Annotated in this window: 14 protein-coding genes and 1 tRNA gene; 9 read left to right on the forward strand and 6 right to left on the reverse strand. The window is 69.5% G+C overall.

Annotation, left to right across the window (positions count from 1 at the left end):
• The first annotated feature begins 132 nt into the window (after window positions 1–132).
• The 5 genes from htpX to ACP2AH_RS12410 all read left to right on the forward strand — a co-directional run bounded on the left by htpX (window position 133) and on the right by ACP2AH_RS12410 (window position 5,293).
• Complete coding sequence (gene htpX, locus ACP2AH_RS12390) at window positions 133–1,116, forward strand: zinc metalloprotease HtpX (RefSeq protein WP_425106069.1); 984 nt, start codon at window positions 133–135, stop codon at window positions 1,114–1,116.
• A 147-nt stretch (window positions 1,117–1,263) separates the two neighbouring features.
• Window positions 1,264–1,339, forward strand: a tRNA-Thr gene (locus tag ACP2AH_RS12395).
• Window positions 1,340–2,070: 731 nt separating this feature from the next.
• On the forward strand, window positions 2,071–3,168 hold the full coding sequence (locus tag ACP2AH_RS12400; RefSeq protein WP_425106070.1) for a YeiH family protein: 1,098 nt from the start codon (window positions 2,071–2,073) through the stop codon (window positions 3,166–3,168).
• A 19-nt stretch (window positions 3,169–3,187) separates the two neighbouring features.
• A complete protein-coding gene (locus ACP2AH_RS12405) occupies window positions 3,188–4,090 on the forward strand; it encodes a LysR family transcriptional regulator (RefSeq protein ID WP_425106071.1) in 903 nt (300 codons plus the stop codon).
• A gap of 132 nt (window positions 4,091–4,222) precedes the next feature.
• Window positions 4,223–5,293: an acyltransferase family protein gene (locus ACP2AH_RS12410; RefSeq protein WP_425106072.1), complete on the forward strand. Its 1,071-nt coding sequence runs from the start codon at window positions 4,223–4,225 to the stop codon at window positions 5,291–5,293.
• On the opposite strand, the gene ACP2AH_RS12415 is transcribed toward ACP2AH_RS12410, so the two are convergent.
• The gene (locus ACP2AH_RS12415) at window positions 5,290–5,988 is read right to left on the reverse strand and encodes a YggS family pyridoxal phosphate-dependent enzyme (RefSeq protein ID WP_425106073.1); all 699 of its coding nucleotides are present in this window, start codon (window positions 5,986–5,988) and stop codon (window positions 5,290–5,292) included. The two genes, ACP2AH_RS12410 and ACP2AH_RS12415, sit on opposite strands and share 4 nt — an antisense overlap.
• 187 nt (window positions 5,989–6,175) lie before the next feature.
• On the opposite strand from ACP2AH_RS12415, the gene leuS reads away from it, so the two are divergent.
• From leuS to holA, 3 genes are read left to right on the forward strand one after another with little or no spacing between them, the layout of a single operon-like run.
• Window positions 6,176–8,809, forward strand: coding sequence for a leucine--tRNA ligase (gene leuS, locus ACP2AH_RS12420; protein ID WP_425106074.1), 2,634 nt, complete (start codon window positions 6,176–6,178; stop codon window positions 8,807–8,809).
• A gap of 13 nt (window positions 8,810–8,822) precedes the next feature.
• Complete coding sequence (locus tag ACP2AH_RS12425) at window positions 8,823–9,449, forward strand: hypothetical protein (protein WP_425106075.1); 627 nt, start codon at window positions 8,823–8,825, stop codon at window positions 9,447–9,449.
• Window positions 9,450–9,452: 3 nt separating this feature from the next.
• On the forward strand, window positions 9,453–10,478 hold the full coding sequence (gene holA, locus ACP2AH_RS12430) for a DNA polymerase III subunit delta (protein WP_425106076.1): 1,026 nt from the start codon (window positions 9,453–9,455) through the stop codon (window positions 10,476–10,478).
• A gap of 15 nt (window positions 10,479–10,493) precedes the next feature.
• Here the strand turns inward: holA and ACP2AH_RS12435 are convergent, their stop codons facing one another.
• The 5 genes from ACP2AH_RS12435 to mnmE form a co-directional block, all read right to left on the reverse strand.
• Window positions 10,494–11,402, reverse strand: a complete 909-nt coding sequence (locus ACP2AH_RS12435) for a ParB/RepB/Spo0J family partition protein (protein ID WP_425106077.1) — start codon at window positions 11,400–11,402, stop codon at window positions 10,494–10,496.
• Window positions 11,403–11,413: 11 nt separating this feature from the next.
• Entirely contained in the window at window positions 11,414–12,271 is an 858-nt protein-coding gene (locus ACP2AH_RS12440) for a ParA family protein (protein ID WP_244449947.1), read from the reverse strand.
• On the reverse strand, window positions 12,264–12,956 hold the full coding sequence (gene rsmG, locus ACP2AH_RS12445) for a 16S rRNA (guanine(527)-N(7))-methyltransferase RsmG (RefSeq protein ID WP_425106078.1): 693 nt from the start codon (window positions 12,954–12,956) through the stop codon (window positions 12,264–12,266). The genes ACP2AH_RS12440 and rsmG overlap by 8 nt, the downstream gene beginning before the upstream one ends.
• A gap of 58 nt (window positions 12,957–13,014) precedes the next feature.
• Window positions 13,015–14,883, reverse strand: coding sequence for a tRNA uridine-5-carboxymethylaminomethyl(34) synthesis enzyme MnmG (mnmG, locus tag ACP2AH_RS12450; RefSeq protein WP_425106079.1), 1,869 nt, complete (start codon window positions 14,881–14,883; stop codon window positions 13,015–13,017).
• 248 nt (window positions 14,884–15,131) lie between these two features.
• Window positions 15,132–16,553 carry a tRNA uridine-5-carboxymethylaminomethyl(34) synthesis GTPase MnmE gene (mnmE, locus tag ACP2AH_RS12455; RefSeq protein ID WP_425106080.1) on the reverse strand — a complete coding sequence of 474 codons (1,422 nt, stop codon included), beginning with the start codon at window positions 16,551–16,553 and terminating at the stop codon, window positions 15,132–15,134.
• A gap of 75 nt (window positions 16,554–16,628) precedes the next feature.
• On the opposite strand from mnmE, the gene ACP2AH_RS12460 reads away from it, so the two are divergent.
• The gene (locus ACP2AH_RS12460; protein ID WP_425106081.1) at window positions 16,629–18,650 is read left to right on the forward strand and encodes a thioredoxin domain-containing protein; all 2,022 of its coding nucleotides are present in this window, start codon (window positions 16,629–16,631) and stop codon (window positions 18,648–18,650) included.
• Window positions 18,651–18,960 lie beyond the last annotated feature (310 nt).

Raw genomic sequence — 18,960 nt, forward strand, 5'->3', positions numbered from 1 at the left:
GCGCGCCGGCGTCAAGAGCGATCCGCTCACGAGCGCGCGACGCGCCGGCGCTGGGCTGCCAATCTTGCGCGGCCTGCCGGGCGCTCCCATTTCCCCACCGACATGCCGCAACCTGCGGCGTATGAGGGAACGATGAATTATTTCCGTACGGCCATCCTGCTCGCGGGCATGACCGCGCTGTTCATGGGCGTCGGCTTCATGATCGGCGGCCAGGGCGGCATGATGATCGCGCTGCTGGTTGCCGCCGGCATGAATGTGTTCAGCTACTGGAATTCCGACCGCATGGTGCTGTCCATGTACGGCGCCCGCGAGGTCGACCGGGCCAGCGCGCCGGAATTCTACGGCATGGTGGAGGAGCTGGCGGCGCGCGCGCAGCTGCCCATGCCGCGCGTCTACCTCATGGACAATCCCCAGCCCAACGCCTTCGCCACCGGCCGCAACCCGCAAAACGCGGCGGTGGCCGCCACGACAGGCCTGCTCCATTCGCTGTCGCGCGAGGAGGTGGCCGGGGTGATGGCGCATGAGCTGGCGCATGTGAAGAATTACGACACGCTGACCATGACCATCACCGCCACGCTGGCGGGCGCCATTTCCATGCTGGCGAATTTCGCCATGTTCTTCGGCGGCAACCGCAACAACAACAACGGCTTCGGCATACTCGGCACCATCGCGATGGTCATCCTCGCCCCGCTCGCCGCCATGGTGGTGCAGATGGCGGTGTCGCGTTCGCGCGAATATGAGGCGGACAAGCTCGGGGCTGAGATCTGCGGCCAGCCCATGTGGCTCGCCTCGGCGCTGGCGAAGATTTCCAATGCCGCGCATGCGGTGCCGAACATGCCGGCCGAACACAACCCGGCCACCGCGCATATGTTCATCATCAACCCGCTGTCGGGCGAGCGGATGGACAATCTGTTCTCCACCCACCCCGCCACCGAGAACCGCATCGCCGCGCTGCAGGCGCTGGCGCAGCAGATGGATTCGGGCGGCGGCTACAGTTCCGCAGCGCCGCAGGGCGGGCCGTGGGCGAGGGGCGGGGCTTCGCGAGCGGCGGGCCGTCCGGCCGGCAATCCCTGGGGCCGGCGCGGCGACGACGGCCGGCGCGGCCCTTGGGGCTGAGCGCGGGAGCGCTTTCGGGCGCAGCGCAGGCTGGGCGCCGGCAGCCCCGGTTTTCCAGCCCTGCGCCTTGATCGCGCGCGCATCGCGTCCCCATTGCCGCCGTGACGCTTGAAAAAGCCGCGCTTCGCCGCTATCAGAGCCGCGCGTGCCGCTTTAGCTCAGTTGGTAGAGCATCGCATTCGTAATGCGGAGGTCGTCAGTTCGAGTCTGACAAGCGGCACCATTCCTCCGCCCCGGCTTTGAGAGCCCGGCCGCACCCCTTTCCCCCTTTCCCCCTTTGCGTCATTCGTTCCGCGCCCCCGCGCGCCCTCATCCCCGGGCGTGAGCCGCGATGCCGTGTTTGCGCTGGTGCGCGGGAAATTTGTGGGTGGCCGGGTCAAGCCCGGCCATGAGGGGGCGTTGGGTTGAGAGGATGAGCCGGCGCCGCTTCCCCTTCGCTCGATACGGGTCCCTTCCCCAGCCAAGGCCGGGAGCGCGCTTCGACACCACCCCCGTTCGGTAAAGTGCCGAAGAGTGCTGCGCTGGGCTCCTGATCGCCTTCCGCTAATGCTGCGGGCGTTGGGACAAGGGGGGCGGTTCAATACCCCAACGCCCTTATGACAAGCGGCGTCCGCTCCCTCTCCCCGTGGGGGAGAGGGTTGGGGAGAGGGGTACTTGCCCTTCCGCCCCGGCGTACCCCCTCACCGACCCGCTTCGCGGGCCACCTCTCCCCAATGGGGAGAGGCACGTCGCGGGGCAGCGCCGAGCATGGACTGCGCCCCGCTGGACATCGGCTGCGCCCCAGATGTCCCTTGCCGCCAATGGTGAGTGCCACGCCTGGTCTTCGTCGCCCACGGGGTAACAGCGGCGACGCCTGTAATCATCCGATTATATCGGATGATTTGTGCGATATAATGCGTTGGATCGAACGATCATCTCCTGCGACGAAGGTGGTGCCGCAAGGGGAGACGCATCATGGTCGCACATGTCGAGATGGCCGAGGACACCCGCACCACCGAGCTCCGCGCCGCCAAGGTCTATGCCGCCAAGGTCCATGCCGCGAAGCACCCGACCGCGAAGATCGCGCCCGCCGCGCTGCTGCCCGGCCTCGCGCTGACGGCGGGCATTGCCGGCCTCGGCTTCGCGCTGCGCCAGCTGCCCATGGTCGGGGTGCTGAGCCCGATGATCCTCGCCATCATGATCGGCATCGGCTTTCATAATCTCATCGGCACGCCGGCACGGGCCAAGCCCGGCGTCACCTTCGCCATGCGGCGCATCCTGCGGGCGGCCATCGTGCTGCTGGGGCTGCAGCTCACCGCCGCGCAGGTGGCGGAAGTGGGTGCCACCGGCCTCGCGGTGATCGCCCTCACGCTCGTTTCCACCTTCCTGTTCACCACCTGGCTCGGCCGGCTGATGGGGGTGGAGCGTGGCCTCGCCCAGCTGATCGCCGCCGGCACCTCGATCTGCGGCGCCTCGGCGGTGATCGCCACCAACACGGTGACGCGCGCCCATGACGAGGATGTCGCCTATGCGGTGGCCTGCGTCACCGTGTTCGGCTCGGTGGCGATGTTCCTCTACCCCCTGCTCCCCGTGGTGCTCGGCCTGTCCCCGCACGCCTATGGGCTGTGGGCCGGCGCCTCGATCCACGAGATCGCCCAGGTGGTGGCCGCCGCCTATCAGGGTGGGCCGGCGGCGGGCGAATTCGGCACCATCGCCAAGCTGTCGCGGGTGATGCTGCTGGCGCCGATGGTGATCGCCCTCGGGCTGATGGCGGCGCGCCAGGCCCGCAGCCGCGGCGAGGATGCCGGCCGCGCCCGTCCGCCCATGCCGTGGTTCGTGCTCGGCTTTCTGGCCATGGTGGCGCTCAACAGCGTGGTGACGATGCCGGCCGAGATGAAGGCGGCGCTGGTGCTCGCCACCACCTTCATGCTCTCCATGGCGCTGGCGGCCATGGGGCTGGAGACCGACATCGCCAAGCTGCGCGCCAAGGGCGTGCGCCCCTTCCTGCTCGGCCTCGCCGCCTTCGTCTTCATCGCCCTGTTCAGCCTCGCTCTGGTAAAGATGACCGCCTGAGCGAGGCCGAGGACGGTGGATGACCCTGGAACAGCTGCGCATCTTCGTCGCCGTGGCGGAGCGTGAGCACATCACGCAGGCCGCGCGGGACATCCACCTCACCCCTTCCGCCACCAGCGCGGCCATCGCGGCGCTGGAAGCGCGCCACGCCACCAAGCTGTTCGACCGGGTGGGGCGCGGCATCGTGCTCACCGAAGCCGGGCGGCTGTTCCTGCCGGAGGCGCGCGCCGTGCTGGCCCGCGCCAGCGCCGCCGAGAAGGTGCTGGCCGACCTCGCCGGGCTGGTGCATGGCACGCTGGCGCTGGCGGGCAGCCAGACGGTGGCCAATTACTGGCTGCCACCGCTGATCGAGGCCTATCGCCGCCGCTATCCCGGCGTTTGCGTCAGCCTTTCCATCGGCAACACCGATTTCGTCGCCGCCCTGGTGCAGGAAGGGGCCGCCGATCTCGGCTTCATCGAGGGCGGCATCGAGACCCCGGTGCTGGCCACCGCCGCGGTGGCGCAGGACGAAATGGTGCTGGTGGCGCCGGTGACGCATCCCTGGCACTGGCGCCCGCCGCGCGCGCCGGCCGAGCTCATCGACGGCCCCTGGGTGCTGCGCGAGCCGGGATCGGGCACCCGCGCCATGCTGGAAGCCTATCTCGACGCGGCGGGGATCGCGCCCGCCAGCCTGCGCGTCGTGCTCGACTATCCCTCGAACGAGGCGGTGCGGGCGGCGGTGGAAGCCGGCAGCGGGGTGACGGTGATCTCGCGCCGGGTGGTGGAAGGCGCCCTCCGCGCCGGCACCATGGCGCTGATCGACTACCCCCTGCCCGCGCGCCCCTTTCTCTCGCTGCGCCACCGCGAGCGCTACACCACCAAGGCGGCGCAGGCCTTTCTCGCGCTGGCCGGGGAGGACCGGGCCGCCGCCGCACAGGGGTGAGGCGCGGGCGTGAGGGCGCGGGCCGGGACCTCACGCGGTGGAAACTCGTCCTTCCCCGCGTTTCGGCGTGGCGCCGGGCAGCCGGGACCGCCACACTGGCGCGAAGGGTGCGTGGCACGATTAGGGCGGCACATGGTAGGCGCGGAGCGCGAGACGACGGCGGCCGGCCGGCACCAGCGGCGCATCGGCGTGGTCGACATGCTGCGCGGCCTCGCGGCCAGCGCCGTGGTGCTGCAGCATGTGGCGGAATCCTCCGGCCGGGCGGAGCTGTGGCCGCTGCTGGAAGCCGCGCCCGGCGTGTTCGGCGTGGTGCTGTTCTTCCTCATCAGCGGCTTCGTCATTCCGCTCTCGCTGCGCGGCGCGCCGCGCTGGCAGGATTTCGCGCTGCGGCGGCTGCTGCGCATCTATCCGCTCACCTTGTTCGCCTTCGCCCTGCTCGGCGGGCTGATGGCTCTCGGCGCCATCCCGGCGCTGCCCGGAATCTCCGATTCCACCTATGTCTGGCTGATGAACCTGCTGCTGCTGCAGGATGTCGTCGGCGTGCCCGGCCTGCTTGGCGTCACCTGGACGCTGCCGATCGAATTCGCCTGGTACGGGCTGTTCGGGCTCTGCGTCTTCACGCTCGGCCGGCGCGGGCTGCGGCTCCTGGCGCTGGCCTTTCCGCTCGGCCTCGCCGCGCTGGTCGTGTTCTCGCTGCTCTCCGGGGTGCGCCTGCCCTTCGGCCGGATCGGCATGCTGTACGCGGCCGTGGTCGGCATGCAGGTCTATCGCCATGCCGAAGGCGAGATTTCCCGCCGGGACGTGGTGGGCGCGGCGGTGGCCTTCGTGCTGCTGATGCTGATCGCGAACGGCGTGGCGTTCGGCTATTTCACCCACCCATCGATCCGGCTGCACCACGCGCTGGTGCCGTGGCTGCTGGCCTCGCTGCTGTTCTTCGCCGCCCTGTCCGGGGTGGCGACGCCGCAGGGGTGGCTGGCGCGGGCGCTGCTTTTCCTCGGCCGGATCAGCTTCTCGGTCTATCTGCTGCACCCGATCGTCATGGTGCTGGTCCACCCCTATGCCGAGGGCTACGGCTTCATCCTCGCCGTCTGCGGGCTCACGCTGCCGTTGGCCTGGCTGAGCTTCACCTATGTGGAGACGCCGGGCATCGCGCTGGGGCGGGCGCTGGTGCGCCTTCGCCCTGCCCCTGCCACCAGCTTCTAGCGGTGGCCGAAAATGGCGCTGCCGACCCGCACATGGGTGGCGCCGAGCGTGATCGCGGTCTCGTAATCGCCGCTCATGCCCATGGAGAGGGTCTTGAGCCCATGGCGCGCGGCGATCTTCGCCAGCAGGGCGAAATGCGGCGCCGCCGGCTCGTCGGCCGGGGGAATGCACATCAGCCCCTCGATCGCCAGCCCGTGCGCGTCGCGACAGTCGGCGAGAAAGGCATCGACCTCGTGCGGGGCGACGCCGGCCTTTTGCGGCTCCTCGCCGGTATTGACCTGCACCAGCAGGCGCGGGGCCGGCGGGGCGCCCTCGCGGCGCAGTTCCTTGGCGAGGGCGGCGGCGAGCGAGGGGCGGTCCAGCGTCTGGATCACGTCGAAGAGGCCGAGCGCCTCGCGCACCTTGTTGGTCTGCAGCGGGCCGATCAGATGGAGTTCGAGATCGGGATGGGCCGCGCGCAGGGCCGGCCATTTGCCCGCCGTCTCCTGCACCCGGTTCTCGCCGAAGCGGCGCTGGCCGGCGGCGATGACGGGGGCGATGTCTTCCGCGCCGAAGGTCTTCGACACCGCGATCAGCTGAACCGAGGCGGGATCGCGCCCCGCATCCACGCAGGCCTGGGCGATGCGGGCGCGCACCTCGTCCAGCCGGGCGGTGATCGCGTTCGCGGCAGCGGTCTCGTCGCGGATGGGTTCCATGGCGCTCTCCTGCTTCGGACCCCGACCAGATACGCCAATCGCGCCCGCGCGCAAACGCGGGCCTCGCGGAAAACGCCGCAGCGCAGCGAAAGGTTGACCGGGAACGCGACTTGGTGCCTAGTCCGGCGCCATTACCTGAACCCTTGCGGCTCCTTAGTCGACGTCCGCCTATCCAAGAAGCCTGTCCATGAGCACCGAGCGCTACAACGCCCGCGAGGCCGAGCCCCGCTGGCAGAAGATCTGGGACGAACGCGGAATCTACCGCACCCGCAACGACGATCCGCGTCCCAAATACTATGTGCTCGAAATGTTCCCCTACCCCTCGGGGCGCATCCATATCGGCCATGGCCGCAACTATGTGATGGGCGACGTGGTGGCGCGCTTCAAGCGGATGAAGGGCTTCAACGTGCTCCACCCCATGGGCTGGGACGCGTTCGGCCTGCCGGCGGAGAACGCCGCCATCGAGCGCAAGACGCATCCGGGCAAGTGGACCTACGAGAACATCGCCACCATGCGCGAGCAGCTGAAGCTGCTCGGCCTGTCGCTCGACTGGTCGCGCGAGATCGCCACCTGCGATCCCTCCTATTATGGCGAGCAGCAGCGCATCTTCCTCGATTTCCTCAAAGGCGGCTTCGTCTACCGCCGCGAGAGCGAGGTGAACTGGGACCCGGTCGACAACACCGTGCTCGCCAATGAGCAGGTGATCGACGGGCGCGGCTGGCGTTCCGGCGCGCTGGTGGAACGGCGCAAGCTGGCGCAGTGGTTCTTCCGCATTTCCGACGCCTCCGAGGAACTGCTCGCCGGGCTCGACACGCTGGAGCGCTGGCCCGACAAGGTGCGGCTGATGCAGCGCAACTGGATCGGCCGCTCGGAAGGGCTGCATGTGCGCTTCGCGCTGGCCGACGCGCCGGCGGGGCGGCCCGAAAGCCTGCCGAGCGAAATCAAGGTCTACACCACCCGGCCGGACACGCTGTTCGGCGCCGCTTTCCTTGCCCTTTCCCCCGGCCACCCCGTGACCGAGACCCTGGCCGCCGGCAACCCGGCGCTGGCGAGCTTCGTCGAGGAATGCCGGCGCGGCGGCACCTCCACCGCCGAGATCGAGACCCAGGAAAAGATGGGCTTCGACACCGGGCTGAAGGTGCGCCACCCCTTGGGCGGGCCGGATCTGCCGGTCTATGTCGCCAATTTCGTGCTGATGGAATACGGCACCGGCGCCATTTTCGGCTGCCCGGCGCATGACCAGCGCGACCATGACTTCGCCCGCAAATACGCCCTGCCGATCACCCCGGTCGTGCTGCCGCCCGATGTCGACCCCGCCGGTTTCTCGGTGGCGGAGGCGCCCTATGAGGGCGAGGGCGTGCTGTTCAATTCCGGCTTCCTCGACGGCCTCACCGTGCCGGCGGCCAAGGAGAAGGTGGCGCTGCGGCTGGAGAACGAGATTCTCGGCAACGCGCCCGTCGGCGAGCGGGCGGTGAATTACCGCCTGCGCGACTGGGGCATTTCGCGCCAGCGCTATTGGGGCTGCCCGATCCCGATCATCCATTGCGATTCCTGCGGCCCGGTGCCGGTGCCGGACGACCAGCTTCCCGTGAAGCTGCCGGAGGACGTGTCCTTCGACCAGCCCGGCAACCCGCTGGACCGCCACCCGAGCTGGAAGCATGTGAACTGCCCGCAGTGCGGCGCGCCGGCCCGGCGCGAAACCGACACGATGGACACGTTCGTCGATTCCTCGTGGTACTTCGCCCGCTTCGCCGCCGAGCCCGGCACCGCGCCGCTGCAGAAGGGCGCCGCCGACCAGTGGCTGCCGGTGGACCAGTATATTGGCGGCATCGAGCACGCGATCCTGCACCTGCTCTATTCCCGCTTCTTCATCCGCACGCTGAAGAAGCTCGGCCGCGTCTCCGTGGCCGAGCCCTTCGCCGGCTTGTTCACGCAGGGCATGATCGTCCACGAGACCTATAAGGACGCGGAAGGCCGCTGGCTGTTCCCCGAAGAGGTGGAACGCGACGCCGCCGGCCAGCCGGTGAAGGTTGGCACCGGCGAGAAGGTGACGGTCGGCGCGCCGGAGAAGATGTCGAAGTCGAAGAAGAATGTCGTGCCGCCGGAAGTGGTGGCCGACACCTATGGCGTCGACAGCGCCCGCTGGTTCATGCTCTCCGACACCCCGCCCGAGCGCGACAGCGAATGGACGGACAAGGGCATCGAGGGCGCCTGGCGCTTCGTGCAGCGCGTGTGGCGCCTCGTCGGCGACACCGCCGCCCTGGTGCCCGGCGCGGTGGCGCGGCCGGATGATTTCGGTACCGAATCGCTGGCGCTGCGCCGCGCCTCGCACAAGCTGGCGGCGCAGGTGGCCGAGGATATCGAGCGGCTGCGCTTCAACGTGGCGGTGGCGCGCGTGCACGGCTTCGCCAATGTGTTCGGCGAGGCGCTGGCGGGCGCGCGCAAGACGGCGGAGGCCGGCGCGCTGGCGCCCGACCTCGCCTTCGCCCTGCGTGAGGCCGCAGGCTTCCTTCTTTCCGTTGTGGCGCCGATGGTGCCGCATCTCGCCGAGGAATGCGGGCAGGTGCTGAACGGCGCCGGGCTGATGGCGCAGGCGCACTGGCCCGAGGTGGATGAAGCGCTGCTGGTGGACGACACCGTTACGCTGCCGATTCAGATCAATGGCAAGCGGCGCGGCGAGATCGTGGTGCCGAAGGCGGCCAGCCCCGCCGAAGTGGAGAAGGCGGTGCTCGCCCTCGACCTGATCGCGCAGGCCCTCGACGGACGCGCCCCGAAGCGTATCATCGTCGTGCCGCAAAGGATTGTGAATGTCGTCGCCTGACCGGAGGAACACGATGCCCTCACGCCGCCGCCTGCTCGGTCTCGCCGGGGCGGGACTGCTCGCCCTTTCCACGGCGGGCTGTTTCCAGCCCATGTATGCCGAGACCACGCCCGGCCAGGGCTCGTCCCTGCAGGACAGCTTCAGCCAGGTGGAAGTGGTGTTCGCGCAGGGCCGCGTCGCCGACGAGGTGCGCAACGACCTGATCTTCGCCCTGACCGGCGGCGCCGGCAATCCGACGGGCGTCCCCTACAAGCTGTTCCTCGACGTGGCGAGCAAGACCAACCAGGCCTCCGTCGTCAGCCCGCTCACCGGCCTGCCGGAAGTGGAGATCGTCTCGGTGGACGTCTCGTGGAAGCTGTTCGACGCCGGCAACCTCAAGACGCCGCTGCGCACCGGCAAAGCCATCGGCAAGGCCTCGCTCGATAGCGGCTATCAGCGTTTCGCCCGCGCCCGCGCCATTCGCGACGCCGAAAACCGCTCGGCCACCGTCGCCGCCGAAACGATCAAGAGCCAGCTCGCCTCCTATTTCGTCACCGGCGGTCCGAAGACCGCCGCCCCGGGCGCTACCGCCCCTGTGACGACCGCGCCGCTGACCGAAGCGCCCGCCCCGGCGCCCGCGACCGCCGCGCCGAAGAGCTGAGGCATGGTCGCCGTACGGCCGGGCGATGTCGAGGCGACGCTGAGCCGCCTCGACCCGCTGCGCCCTGTGCTGCTGCTGTTCGGCCCGGATAGCGGCCTGGTGCGCGAGCGCGCCAAGGCCTATCTCGCCCGCGCCAGCGCGGGTTCCGACGATCCTTTCGGCCTGATCCGGCTCGACGGCGACGAGATTTCCGGCGATCCCGGACGGCTGGTCGACGAGGCCGGTACGGTGGCGCTGTTCGGCGGCCGCCGCGTGGTCTCGCTGCGCGTCGGCTCGCGCAATGTGGTGCCCGCGGTTGAAGCGCTGCTGGCCCAGCCGCCCGAACAGGCGATCGTCGTCATCGAGGCCGGCGATCTCAAGCGCGGCCAAGGCTTGCGGGCGGTGTGCGAAGCCTCGCCGCATGCGCTGGCCATCGCCTGCTATGCCGATAGCGAACGCGACCTTAGCCGGCTTATCGACACCATGATGGCCGAGGCCGGCACCCAGCTCGACCGCGACGCGCGCGGCGAACTGATGGCGCTGCTCGGCGGCGACCGCATGGCCTCGCGCGGCGAGATCGCCAAGCTGCTGCTTTACGCCGCCGGCGAACCGCGCATCACCAGCGCCCATGTGCGCGCCATTGTCGGCGACGCGTCCAGTCTCGCGCTCGACGAAATCGCCGACGCCACCTTTGCCGGCCAGCCCGCCGACATGGCGAGCGCCTTCGCCAAGGCCACCGGCGAGGGCATGCGGGCGGATATCGTGCTGGGGGCGGTGTGCCGCACCGCGCAGGCGCTGCACCAGATGCGTCTCGCCATTGAGGCCGGCGGCAGCGTCGAGCGGGCGGTGGAAGGCGCGCGGCCGGCGATCCATTTCCGCCGCAAGCCCTTCGTCGAGAAGGCTCTGCGCAGCTGGACCGTCACCCGGCTGGAGACGGCGCTGTTCGCGCTGGACGATGCGTTGCTCGCCGCCCGCCGCAATGCCGCGCTCGGGCCGGCCATCGCCGAGCGGGCGCTGCTGCAGGTGGCGGCGCAGGCCCGGCGCGGCTGAGACGGCGCGCCCGGCTTAGACGCCGGCGAGCCGGCGGCAGACCTCGTCGAGCTGATCGAGCGAGGAATAGCGGATGCGGATCTCGCCCGCCTCGCCATCATGCTTCAGCGTCACCGCGAGTCCGAGCTCGTCGGACAGCCGGCGCTGCAGGGCGGCGGTGTCGGCGTCGAGCGCCGGGTGCTTCGGCTTCTTCGGCGGCTTGCCGGCCGCTTCCGCCTTGGCGACGTTGAGCTCCTGCGCCAGCGCCTCGATGGCGCGCACATTCATGCCCTGCTCGACAATCGCCCGCGCCAGCGCTTCGGGATCGTCCTGCGTCAACAGCGCCCGCGCATGGCCGGCGGAGAGGCGGCCATCGGCGAGATAGGCCTTCACCGGTTCCGGCAGGCGCAGCAGCCGCATCGTATTGGCGACATGGCTGCGGCTCTTGCCGATGACGCGGGCGAGATCGTTCTGCGAATAGCCGAACTGGTCGGCGAGCGACTGGTAGCCCGCCGCCTCTTCCAGCGGGTTGAGATCGGCGCGCTGGACGTTCTCGATGATGGCGATTTCCAGCGCCTCGCGGTCATTGACCTCGACGACGACGATCGGCACCTCATGAATGCCGGCCCGCTGCGACGCCCGCCAGCGACGTTCGCCGGCGACGATCTCATAGGCGTCGCGCTCGCCGGCGACCTGGCGCACGACGATGGGCTGGATGATGCCGCGCTCGCGGATGGAAGCGGCGAGATCCTCAAGGTCCGCCTCGGCAAAGCTGCGGCGCGGGTTGCGTGGATTGGCGCGCAGAAAGGCCAGCGGCACCTTGCGCGCCCCGCCGGGGACACGGGCCCGCTCATTGGCCGCGCCGCCATCCTCGCCCATATCGCCGATCAGCGCCGCCAGGCCGCGCCCGAGCCGCGAGCGGCCGCCGTCTTCCGCCATCGCCATCGCTCCCTCCCTCAGGCCGCCGCGACGCGCAGGCTGCGCTCGCGCTGAATTATTTCGGAAGCGAGACGAAGATAGGCCTGCGACCCCACGCATTTGAGATCGTAGAGCAGGACCGGCTTGCCATAGGACGGCGCTTCCGACACCCGCACATTGCGCGGGATGATGGTCTCATAGACCTTGGCGCCCATGAACTGGCGCACATCGTCCACCACCTGGGTGGAGAGATTGTTGCGCGCGTCGAACATGGTCAGCACGATGCCATGAATGGACAGGCCGGGATTGAGCGTGGTGCGCACCTGCTCGACGGTCTTCAGCAGCTGCGACAGACCTTCCAGCGCGAAGAACTCGCATTGCAGCGGCACCAGAATCGCGTTGGACGCCGCCATGGCGTTGACCGTGATCAGGTTGAGCGACGGCGGGCAGTCGATCAGCACATAGGTGTATTCGGGATCCGTTCGTTCCGGGTCCGAATCGGCTGTCCCGTTCAGCCGCCGAATGGCGTCGCGCAGGCGGAAGGCGCGGTCGCGCTGGCTGGCCAGTTCCAGTTCAATGCCGGAGAGGTCCAGCGTCGAGGGCGCGATGTGCAGACGCGGCACTGCGGTTTCCAGCACCGCGTCGCGCAGCTCGATCTCGCCGGTCAGTACATCATAGGTGGAGACGCGCCGACGGCTGCGCTCGATGCCGAGCCCGGTGGAGGCATTGCCCTGCGGGTCGAGATCGATGATCAGCACCGTCTCGCCAATGGCCGCGAGGGCGGTACCGAGATTGATCGCCGTCGTGGTCTTGCCGACGCCGCCCTTCTGGTTGGCGAGGGCGAGCACGCGGGGAACTGCCCGGGGCGCGGCGGGAGCGAGCGAAGCCTCAGTCATGATGTCCACCCTGCAAAAAACCGACCTCTCCGGCCGCGTCGGCCCTCAAGGGAACCGCGCTGCGGACGATCAGGACATGCCCGCCGCCACCGGTCAGGCTGGGCGAGATTTCACTGTTGATTCTCCAAGATTTAGCTGACTCGGTCAATTCGTTATCAACATCTTGTCCCTTCAGGAACAGGCCCGTCGCCCCCTGTGCAAGGAACGGCGCCACCAGCTGGAGCAGGCGCGGCAATGGCGCAAGCGCGCGGGCCGAAACGACCTCGACGCCCGGCGCCAGCGCGCCGGCGACCTGCTCGATGCGCGACGGGACCACCGTGACGGGAAGGTCCGCCAGCCGCGCCGCCTCGCGCAAAAAGGCGGCCTTGCGGCTATCGCTCTCCACCAGCGTCACATCCGCGTCCGGCCGCTCCGCCAGCGCCGCCGCGACGACGAGGCCGGGAAAGCCGCCGCCGGAGCCGAGATCGACCCAGCGTGTGGCCGTTCCGGCCAGTGGGAGCAGCTGCAGCGAATCCGCTACATGCCGCGTCCACACCACGGGGAGCGTGGCCGGCGCGACGAGATTGATGGTGCGCTGCCATTTCTGGAGAAGGGCGACGATGATGTCGAGCCGCTGTTCTGTTTCACGTGAAACAGGCGTGAGGCTCATTGCATGGGCGCGGTCGGACGAATCGTTCTGGGACATGGCGCAGCATACCGCATCGGCGGCCGGGGATCAGCGAAAGACCGGGGGTCGCGCCGGTTCAGGAGGCCCGCTTTGCATGGGCGGCGAGCAGTGCGAGCGCGGCGGGGGTCATGCCATCGATGCGACCCGCCTGACCAATGGTACGGGGCCGAATCGATTCCAGCTTGGCCTTGAGCTCATTGGAGAGTCCCGCCAACCCGCGATAGTCCATCTCCGCCAGTTCGGCCGCTTCCTCGCGGCGGAAGGCGGCGATATCGGCCTCCTGCCGATGGAGATAGACGGCGTATTTGGCATCGACCTCGACCTGCTCGCCAATGCGCGCCTCTTCCGCCTGTGCCTCCGGCCAGATGCGGCAGATATCGGCCCAGTCGACCTGCGGGTAGGAGAGAAGGTCGAACGCCGTGCGCCGCTGGCCGTCGCGATTAAGGGTGAGGCCGTGCCGGTCCCCCTCCCCCGGGGTGATGGAGACCGAATGTGCCCAGGCCGTCACCCGCGCCAGCGCCTCCCGGCGCCCGGCGAAGTGGTGGCGGCGGGCGTCGCCGACGAGCCCGAGCGCCTCGCCCTTGGCCGTGAGCCGCTGATCGGCATTGTCCGCGCGCAGCGAGAGACGGTACTCCGCCCGCGAGGTGAACATGCGGTACGGCTCCGACACACCGCGCGTGACGAGATCGTCGATCATCACGCCGATATAGGCTTCCGCCCGATCGAAAGTCGCGCCGTCCTGGCCACCGGCGCGGCGGGCGGCATTGAGCCCGGCGACCAGCCCTTGTGCGGCCGCTTCCTCATAGCCCGTCGTGCCGTTGATCTGGCCGGCAAGGAAAAGGCCGCGCGCCTGGCGCACCTCCAGCGTCGGCTCCAGCTCGCGCGGGTCGACATGGTCGTATTCGATGGCATAGCCGGGCCGCAGCACCTCGACCCGTTCCAGCCCCGGAATGGTTGCCAGCAGCGCGCGCTGCACCTCTTCCGGCAGCGAGGTGGAAATGCCGTTGGGATAGACGGTGGGGTCGTCCAGCCCCTCCGGCTCCAGAAAAATCTGGTGGCCGTCGCGCTCGCCGAAGCGGACGATCTTGTCCTCGATCGACGGGCAGTAGCGTGGGCCGACGCTCTGGATATTGCCGGAATACATGGCCGAGCGCGCGATATTGGCGCGGATCACCGCATGGGTTTCCGGCGTGGTTCGGGTGATGCCACACATCACCTGCGGGTTGGTGATGGCGGTGGTGAGCGCCGAGAACGGTTCGGGCGGCGTGTCGCCCTCCTGCATCTCCAGCCCCGCCCAGTCGATGGTGCGTCCGTCGAGACGCGGCGGCGTGCCGGTCTTCAGCCGGCCGAGCCGCAGCCCGAGCGCGGCGAGCGACGAGGAGAGCCCACGCGCCGGCGCCTCCCCCATGCGGCCCGCCGGGATCTGCCGGTCGCCGATGTGGATCAGTCCGTTGAGAAACGTGCCCGTCGTGATGACGACGGCGCCCGCCGCGACATGGCGGCCATCCGCCAGCACCAGCCCGGCAACGCGGCCATCCTGCATGATGAGGCGGTCGGCTTCGCCTTCGACCACCGACAGGTTCGGCTGCGAATCGATTTCCCGCTGCATCGCCTGCGCGTAAAGCTTGCGGTCGGCCTGGGCGCGCGGGCCGCGCACCGCCGGTCCCTTGCGCCGGTTGAGCAGCCGGAACTGGATGCCGCCCTGATCGGCGACACGGCCCATCAGCCCGTCCAGCGCGTCGATCTCGCGGACCAGATGGCCCTTGCCGAGCCCGCCAATCGCCGGGTTGCACGACATGGTGCCGAGCGTGGCGTGGCTGTGCGTCACCAGCGCGGTACGGGCACCGAGCCGGGCGGCCGCGGCCGCCGCCTCGGTGCCGGCATGCCCGCCACCGACGATGACGACATCGAAGTGAAGATCGGGAGATGCGGAAGCGCTGGTCATGGGCTCGCGGATCATGGCTCGCGGTTCATGGGCTCGCGGCGTTTTCGCGCGTCGCTGAAAGCACGCGCACGGATCGGCCGGCAAAGGGAGAGTGCCGTTTGAGCCAGCGTTTCGCCGCGCCGTCAAGTCGCGGGGGTGGCGCCTTTGTGGTGGAGAACGCGCGGAGCTGATTCACGTGAAACATTTCGTTTACGAATCGGCCCCGCTGCGGCCGGTGTTTCACGTGAATCCGAGGGCGTTACGGGAGCCTATTTGCCGATGCAGAATTCGCGGAACACGACATCGAGAAGATCCTCGACGCCGATGGCGCCGGTCATCCGGCCCAGCGCCCGCGCGGCGAGGCGCAGCTCTTCGGCGAGGAGTTCGTCGTCGAGACGATCCCACTGCGCGAGGGCGTGGGCGATGTGGGTTCGTGCCTCTTCGGCACTGCTGCGGTGCCGTGCCCGCAGCAGCGCCGGGTGCTCCCCCGCCGCCCGCTCAGCGATGAAGCGGCCAAGGGCGCCGGTGAGTTCTTCCAACCCCTCGCCCCGCGCGGCGGAAACCGTCAGCTGATGGCGCGCCCAGGCAACCTCGAGCGTGGGGGAGCCCTCCGCCCGGTCGACCTTGTTGCCGAGCAGCCAAAGCGGCGCGTCGGCCGTCACGGGGGCCTCGGCCGGCGCGGCGCCGTCGGTGAGATCGTGTACCCAGAGAACGAGGTCGGCTTCCGCCATGCGAGCACGGGCGCGGCGAATGCCTTCCGCCTCCACCCGGCTTTCCGCCTCGCGCAGGCCGGCGGTGTCGACCAGCGTGGCCTTGTGGCCGTCAAGGTCGAGCGCGACTTCCAGCAGGTCGCGCGTCGTGCCCGGTTCATCGGAAACGATGGCGACCTCGCGCCGGGCGAGCGCGTTGAGCAGCGACGACTTGCCGGCATTGGGCAGGCCGGCAATGGCGATGAGCGCTCCCTCGCGTACCAGCGCGCCGCGCCGGTCCGCCAACGCACGGGTAAGTTCGTCCAGAAGCGCCACCACTTCCGGCTTTGCCAGCGCCCGCGCTCCGGCCGGCACGTCGTCCTCATCGGCGAAGTCGATGCCCGCTTCCACCAGCGCCATGGCGCGGATGAGCCGGCCGCGCCAGGCTTCCACCTGCTGGCCGAGATGGCCGAAGGCATGGGCGAAGGCCAGCCGGCGCTGCGCCTGCGTCTCGGCCGCGATCAGGTCGGCGAGGCCTTCGGCTTCGGTCAGGTCCATCCGCCCATTGAGAAAAGCGCGGCGGGTGAACTCGCCCGCTTCCGCCGGCCGCAGGCCGGGCACCTCCAGCACCCCGCCGAGCACGGCGGCGACCACGGCGCGGCCACCATGGATCTGCAGCTCCGCCATGTCCTCGCCGGTCGCGCTGCGCGGGCCGGGGAACCACAGCACGAGCCCCTGGTCCAGCATCTCGCCGGAGACGGGATGGCGCAGCCGGGCGAGCTGGGCGCGGCGCGGCTCCGGCAGGCGCCCGGCGAGCGCTTCGAGCGCCGCCCCCGCCTGCGGGCCGGAGAGGCGAATGACCGCCACCGCCCCGCCGGTGCCGGAAGAGACCGCCGCGATGGTGTCGCCCCGCGCCCGGCCCGGTGCCCCGCCCCCTGCCCCACCGCCCGGACCGGTCGCCTTTGCGTCGGCCGCGATTGCGCTATTTTTCTGCACGTCCACCCGCTACGCCCTATCTGTTGAATCGGCCGCCTTGACCCGCGGCCACGATACCCCGTCCCAAGCCGGAGCGTCATCTTGCCCAACCAGCTCGCCGCCGCCGCCAGCCCCTATCTGCTCCAGCACAAGGACAACCCCGTCGACTGGTGGGAATGGACGCCGGAGGCCTTCGCCGAGGCGCGGCGCAGCAACCGGCCGATCCTGCTCTCCATCGGCTATGCCGCCTGCCATTGGTGCCATGTGATGGCGCATGAGAGCTTCGAGGACGCGGCGACGGCGGCGGTGATGAACGAGCTGTTCGTCAACATCAAGGTCGATCGCGAGGAGCGGCCGGAGGTCGACCAGATCTACATGGCAGCCCTCCAGCAGCTCGGCGTGCAGGGCGGCTGGCCGATGACCATGTTCCTCGATGCCGAGGGCGCACCCTTCTGGGGCGGTACCTATTTCCCCAAGGAGGCGCGCTATGGCCAGCCCGCCTTCACCGATGTGCTGAAGACCATGGCGAACGCCTATGCCGCCAGTGATCCGCGCATTGCCCAGAACCGCGTGGCGCTGCTGGAGCGGCTGCGGCAGAAGGCGCGGCCGGCGGGCCAGGTGGTGATCGGCACCAATGAGCTCGACGATATCGCCGGCCGCGTTCTCGGTATCATGGACACCGAGCATGGCGGGCTGCAGGGCTCGCCGAAATTCCCCAACACGCCGTTCCTCGAACTGCTGTGGCGCGGCTGGGAGCGCACCGGCCGGCAAAAGCTGCGCGACGCGGCGCTGCACGCGCTGGACGGCATGAGCGAGGGCGGCATCTACGACCATATCGGCGGCGGCTATTCCCGCTACAGCGTCGATGACCGCTGGCTGGTGCCGCATTTCGAGAAGATGCTCTACGACAATGCGCAGATCCTCGACCTGCTCGGCCTCGGCTATGCCGAGACCGGGGCCGAGCTTTTTCGCGCCCGCGCCATTGAGACGGTGGGCTGGCTGCAGCGGGAAATGCTGACCGAGGGCGGCGCCTTCGCCGCCAGCCTCGACGCCGATTCCGAGGGCCATGAGGGCCGCTATTATGTCTGGACGCTGAAGCAGGTGCTGGAGGCGCTGGGGGCGCAGGACGCGGAATTTTTCGCCCGCCATTACGACATCGCCCCGTTCGGCAACTGGGAAGGCGTGTCGATTCCCAACCGGCTGAAGGAGATGGAGCGCTCGGGCGCCGACGAGGTGCGGCTCGCCATGCTGCGCGACAAGCTGCTGGCCGTGCGCGAAAAGCGCGTGCCGCCCGGCCGCGACGACAAGGTTCTGGCCGACTGGAACGGGCTGATGATCGCGGCGCTGGTCGGCGCCGCCCCGCGCATCGGCCGGCCGGAATGGGTGGAGCTGGCCGCCGGCGCCTTCCGTTTCATCGCCGAATCGATGGTGAAGGACGGACGGCTCGGTCATAGCTGGCGCGCGGGCCGGCTGGTCTTCCCCGGTCTCGCTTCCGACTACGCCGCGATGATCGGCGCGGCGTTGGCGCTGGCCGAAGCGACGGGCGAGCCCGCCTATCTCGACCGGGCGGTTGAGTGGCAAGGGATGCTGGAGCGGCATCACGCGACGGAAGCGGGCGGCTATTACCTCACCGCCGACGACGCGGAAGGGCTGATCCTGCGCCCGGAGGCCACCGCCGATGACGCCGTGACCAACCCGCAGGCGCTGATCGCCCGCAACCTGGTGCGGCTCGCGATCTTGACCGGGGACGACGCCTATCGCGCCCGCGCCGACCGCCTGTTCGCGGCTCTGCTGCCGCGCGCTGCGCCGAACCTCTACAGCCATGCCGGCCTGCTGAACGCGCTCGACACGAGGCTGCGGGCGCGCGAGGTCGTCGTCATCGGCGCGGGTGCAGAGGCGGAGACCCTCGCGGAGGCCGCCCGGCGCCTGCCGCTGGCAGATGTCAGCGTGCAACGCGTGACCGGCCCCTCCACCCTGCCCGCCGATCACCCGGCGCGCGCGAAGGCGACAAGCGTGACGAGCGACACCAGCGGGTCAGCCGCCGCCTTCGTCTGCGCCGGCGGCAGCTGCTCGCTGCCCGTTACGGAGGTGAATCGACTGGAGGAGCTGCTCCGCGGCAGCTGAAGGGAGGGCCGATGACGCCCCCTCGGCTTGCCGGCATGAGCGGGCGATTGGCGCGCCGCCGGCGGCATCTTTGGGCGAAATCGGCCCTTGCGGCGGCGGGTGTGGGTAAGCCTGTGGATAATCCGGGGAGAAAATCCCGCACCCCCGCACAAATCAACAGAAACGGGCGCTGGCGGCCGTTTTGCCTTTTGTGATGGATGAATCGGACGACACGTCTCTCGCCCGCCCTGAGTCATTTCTGGAGGCCATCATTTCGTAAGCGAAATGATGAATTTTAGGCGAATTTGCCAGAGATATAGAAGATTCGGAC

Source organism: Ancylobacter sp., assembly GCF_965249975.1.
In the GTDB taxonomy this organism is placed as follows: Bacteria; Pseudomonadota; Alphaproteobacteria; order Rhizobiales; family Xanthobacteraceae; genus Ancylobacter.